This window comes from Mesorhizobium sp. M7A.F.Ca.ET.027.03.2.1 (assembly GCF_003999175.1).
Taxonomy (GTDB): domain Bacteria; phylum Pseudomonadota; class Alphaproteobacteria; order Rhizobiales; family Rhizobiaceae; genus Mesorhizobium.
Window position 1 is genome coordinate 1 of the sequence record NZ_RZOM01000416.1, and the last position, 4,898, is coordinate 4,898.

A 4,898-nucleotide genomic window follows, 5' to 3' on the forward strand; every position below is an offset into this window, starting at 1 on the left:
GCTGCCGCGCGTGGCCGAACCGGGCGAAGTCACCGGCGCCCTCACCGCGGAAGCCGGAGAACTGTTCGGCTTGCCGCGCGATGTGGCCGTCGTCGCCGGCACCACGGATGGCTGCGCCTCGTTCCTGGCGACCGGTGCTGCCGCGATCGGCGACGGCGTCACTGCGCTGGGATCCTCGCTGACCATCAAGATCCTGTCCGACCGGCCGATTTCGGCGTCGCGCTTCGGCATCTACAGCCACCGGCTCGGCAACGCCTGGCTGGCAGGCGGTGCGTCGAATTCCGGCGGCAAGGTGCTGGCTCAGCATTTTCCGCTCGCCCGTATCATCGAACTCAGCGCGACAATCGACCCGGAGACCGACACCGGCCTCGATTACTATCCGCTTCCCGCCACGGGCGAACGATTTCCGATCGCCGATCCGGCGCTGCCGCCTCGCCTTGCGCCCCGGCCGGCGGATGACGCCGATTATCTGAAAGCGATGTTCGAAGGCATCGCCGCGATCGAAGCGCTCGGCTATGACAGGCTTGCCGAACTCGGCGCGCCCGCGCTGATATCGGTCAGGAGCGTCGGAGGCGGGGCGGCGAACCCGGCCTGGACGGCAATCCGGCGGCGCAGGCTCGGCGTCGATTTCCTGCCCGCGCTTTCCGACGAGGCCGCCGCCGGCACGGCGCGGCTGGCGCTGATGGGTGCAAGCCGGGCAGGACTCCTATGAGCGCCAAAACGATCGAACGTCTCGACGGCATCGGGCCGCTGGCGGAGCGCTATAATGTGTTCCTGCTCGACCAGTTCGGCGTGCTGCATGACGGCACACGGCCCTATCCAGGCGCGGTGGCAGCGCTGTCGGCGCTGAAGCGCGCCGGCAAGACCGTGGTGCTGGTTTCGAACTCCGGCAGGCGGGCACGACCCAATGAAAGCCGGCTCATGAAACTCGGCTTCGAAGCGGGAAGCTGGGATCATTTCGTTTCTTCCGGCGAGGTGGCGTGGCGATCCTTCAGGCAGATGGCGATTTCGGGGAAGCTGCGCCCAGGGACAAAATGTCTGCTGATCAGCCGTGAAGCTGACCGCTCCGCGATCGAGGGCCTGCCTTTTGTGCTGACCGGGTCCGGCGATGAGGCCGAACTGGTGCTGATCGCGGCCAGCGAGGGTGACCGCTTTGACCTCGACCATTATCGCAGGCTGTTCGCGCCGGCTGCAGAGCGGCGGGTGCCGTGTTTCTGCACCAATCCCGACATCGTCATGCTGACGGCCGTTGGCCCTCGCTTCGGCGCCGGCCGTCTGGCCGATCTCTATGAAAGCCTGGGCGGCAGCGTTACCCGTATCGGCAAGCCCGACAAGGCGATTTTCGAAGCCGCGCTGGCGCTGGCCGGCGAGCCGGACCGTGGCACCGTGGTCTGCGTCGGCGACAGCGTCGAACACGATATATCGGGGGGGAACAGCACCGGCATCGCCACCGCGCTGGTGCTGAGCGGAATACTGGCGGACACACCGGATCTCGCCGCTGTTTTCGACGAACAACAGGCCTGGCCGGACTACATCACGGACAGTTTCAGCTTCCGCTGACCGCTTCCAGCATGCGGCGCGCGCTCTCCTCGTCGGTGATCAGGATGGTTGGGGCGATGAGGGTCATGGCGCCGAGCAGCGCTTCGGTTTTCTCCTCGCCACCGGAGGTGAGGATACGGATCGGCGCCTTGCGCAGACGGTCGACATCCACGGACATCACGTGGCTGTTGACGGGATGGTCGACCAGATCGCCGTTGCGGTCGAAGAAATGGAACAGGAGGTCACCCACGGCGCCACGCGCAAGCAGGGCCTCCCGATCCGCCTCCTTGAGGAAACCGCCACGAGAGAAGGTGGTGGCCGAGGCGATCCCGCCGACGCTCAGCAGAACGGCATCGAGCACGTCGGCCATTTCGAAAATCTCCTGCAGGCCGCAGCGCTCGATCAGTGCGATCTTGGTCTCGACGCTGTCGACGACGGCTGGTGTCGGCATCAGATAGCCGTCGCCCTGGAATATCTGAGCGAAGCGCCAGGCGAACTCGGCTGGGTTTACCCGGCGCACGACGCCGACACCGCCAAGCAGCGAAATCACCTTGAAATCGGTGAGCGACTTGGCGCTGATGAAGGGCAGGCTCGAGAACAGCGTCTGCCCCCAGCCGACGCCGACCCGCATCCCGGACTTCATCGTGTCCGACAGGAAACTGCCGGTCTTGGCGCTGATCGCCGGTATCGGATCGGCATCGGGTGCCGAAAGCGGCGCCACCAGCGCCTGCTGCAGCCCGAACGTCTTCTCCAGCGCGCGCTCAAGCCGCACAATTTCCGACAATTCGCTCTCGATGGTGATCTTCACTTCGTTGCGCGCCCGGGCATCCGCCAGCATGCGCACGATGGTGACGCGACCGACGCCGAGCACGTCGGCGATCTCGTTCTGCGTCATCTGTTCGACGAAATACATCCAGGCGGCGCGAATCCTGAGGCGATCCGTCCGGCTTTCGCTGGCGACCTGCTCGGTTGCCTCGCCTCGACCGTCTTCGCTTTCGCCCTGTCGTCGTCTGCCCAAGTCTGTCTCTCCCCTGCGGCGACGGACGAGCGCGCTGCCGCCGATTCTCCATGCTGGTCTAGTATCGCCTATTGATCTACCAATCGATAGGAACAATGTAGAGAGTGGCGGCTGCCCCGCTTGGCGGCTATCCGCAGCAAATTTCAAGGCGATCCGCGATGCTCCGACAAATCTCCGAAGATGTCCGCGTCAATCTGAAGGACCGGCTGCGGGAAGTCCGCGAAATCATCCGCCAGAGCCGCCATGACGGCAGCGGCGATGCCAGCATCCTGCGCGAAGCAACCAGCCATCTGCCGCCGTTTCCGGGCAAGGGCATCGAAGGCCTGCTCAGCCATGCCGCGAGTGCCGTCGACGAGGCGCTGTCGATCGCTGAAGCTTTCGTCCCGCATGAGCGCCCGATCAAGGTGGACGGCACGACGGTAAAGGGCCTCGGCACCTATTTCCCGATCGGCAATGAGGACCGCCAGCTGAGCGCCGAGCGCCTGTTCCGGCGCGATATGTATTATCTGACCAAGGCGGTGCTTGCCGGCCTGAACATCGACAATGCCCGCATCCACGAAGCCGATTTCGCGGCCGTCCATGCCACGATGCGCAAGCGGCATGGCGACCTCCTGGCCGCCTTGGCCGCGCCAGGCGCCGGACTGCAGGCAATCGCTGCGACCTGTTCGGCGCTGCTGGTCGAGTGCCTCAGCCAGCGTCCGGTTCGCTTTGCCGAGACCGTGCCGGAAACGCCGGCCGCGATTGCCGGCCGGGCGCTCGACATAAGCTGCCTGGCGCCGCTCGCTTTGGCCTGCGGCCTGGCGACCACCGGCAGCGACGGTGCGCCGGAGCCGGATATGCTGGAGATCGCGATCCTGGCGGCGGATATTCGCCACGACCGCATCGTTCAGGCCTGCGCCAAGGCAAACCCGATCGCTGAACTGACACCGGTGTTCGCCACCTTGCTTGCCCATCTGCCGTAATTAGCCGGTCTGGGCTAGCCTTCAGCGGCCATGGCCATGATCGCTTTCTTGGCGCGCTGGATGGAAGCCGGGCTCATCGAGAGTTCGGTCAGTCCCATCTTCACGAAGGTCGCAATGAGATCGGGACGGCCGGCCGCCTCACCGCACATGCCGACCATGATACCGGCGGCGACGCCGGCTTTTGCCGTTATTTCGATCGCCGACATGACGGCTGGATTGGTGACATCGTTGAGCCTGGCGACGGTCGGATTGAGCCGGTCGGCGGCCATGATGTACTGGGTCAGATCGTTGGTGCCGATCGAGAAGAAAGCAACCTCCTTGGCCAACGTCGGGGCGATCAGCACGGCGGCCGGGGTTTCGATCATGACGCCGAGATCGAATGACGCGTGCGGCACGCCTTCGGCCTTCAGCTCGGCCGTGCATTCGTCAACCAGCACGCGCGTCTGCCTGACCTCTGAGATGTCGGACACCATCGGCAGCATCACCTTGATGTTGCCGTGCACGGCGGCGCGCAGCAGCGCCCGCAGTTGGCGCTTGAAGATGTCGGGCCGGTCGAGACACATGCGGATGCCGCGCCAGCCGAGGAAGGGGTTTTCCTCGTCGGGAAATTCGATGCCGGCAATCGGCTTGTCACCGCCGATGTCGAGCGTGCGCACAATGACCGGATAAGGCGCAAAAGCCTTGGCCAGCGCCGCATAGGTCTCGGCCTGCATGTCTTCCGAGGGCAGATGCATATGGCGCATGAACAAAAGCTCGGTGCGGAACAGGCCGATGCCCATGGCACCAGCCTCTTGCGCCGCTTCGATTTCCTCAAGTGAGCCGATATTGGCCGCGACCTCGATGATCCTGCCGTCGGCAAGCTTCGGCGTCACCGTCTTGAAGATGGTCAGTCCGGCGCGCTCCTTTGCCGCCGCTTCGACGCGGCCGGCGAAATCGGCGCGGGTCGCCTCGTCGGGGTCGATGATCACATGGCCGGCATTGCCATCGAGCGCGACCTCTCGCGCGGTGCGCAAGGCATTGACTTGGCCGCCGAGGCCGAGCACTGCCGGAATGCCGTGCGAGCGCGCGATGATGGCGATGTGCGAGGTGGCGCCGCCATGGCCGCACACCACGCCGCCGATACGCTTCAGCGGCGCGCGTGCCAGATCCCAGGCACCGATGTCGTCGGCGATCAGGATAGCGCCTTCGGGGATGTTTTCGAGGCTGATATCGTCCTGCCCCAGCAACACGAGGCAGATCTGCCGCCCGACCGCATGAACGTCGTCCGCCCGCGCGTTGAGATAGTGATCGTCGACCGCGCTGAATTCGGCGGCAATGTTGGATGCGGCGGTGATGACGGCGGAGACCGCGTCATTGCCGCCCTTGATCAGGCCCTCGGC

5 protein-coding genes are annotated in these 4,898 nt (G+C 65.2%); 3 read left to right on the forward strand and 2 right to left on the reverse strand.

The genetic code is table 11. The annotated features are described in order from the left end of the window. Window positions 1-712: FGGY-family carbohydrate kinase (locus tag EN750_RS18475; protein WP_245482736.1), on the forward strand; the 712-nt coding region annotated here is incomplete at its 5' end. Further along, window positions 709-1,560 (forward strand): TIGR01459 family HAD-type hydrolase, encoded by an 852-nt coding sequence (locus EN750_RS18480; RefSeq protein ID WP_127397271.1) that lies wholly within the window; start codon window positions 709-711, stop codon window positions 1,558-1,560. The genes EN750_RS18475 and EN750_RS18480, both read left to right, overlap by 4 nt. Here EN750_RS18480 and EN750_RS18485 read toward each other — a convergent pair. Further along, a complete protein-coding gene (locus EN750_RS18485; RefSeq protein WP_023811047.1) occupies window positions 1,547-2,557 on the reverse strand; it encodes a sugar-binding transcriptional regulator in 1,011 nt (336 codons plus the stop codon). The two genes, EN750_RS18480 and EN750_RS18485, sit on opposite strands and share 14 nt — an antisense overlap. 158 nt (window positions 2,558-2,715) lie before the next feature. Between EN750_RS18485 and EN750_RS18490 the strand changes: the two genes are divergently transcribed. Then, window positions 2,716-3,519, forward strand: coding sequence for a hypothetical protein (locus EN750_RS18490; protein ID WP_127397272.1), 804 nt, complete (start codon window positions 2,716-2,718; stop codon window positions 3,517-3,519). A 14-nt stretch (window positions 3,520-3,533) separates the two neighbouring features. Here EN750_RS18490 and ptsP read toward each other — a convergent pair. Then, a partial coding sequence (ptsP, locus tag EN750_RS18495; protein WP_127397273.1) for a phosphoenolpyruvate--protein phosphotransferase occupies window positions 3,534-4,898 on the reverse strand: 1,365 nt, incomplete at its 5' end.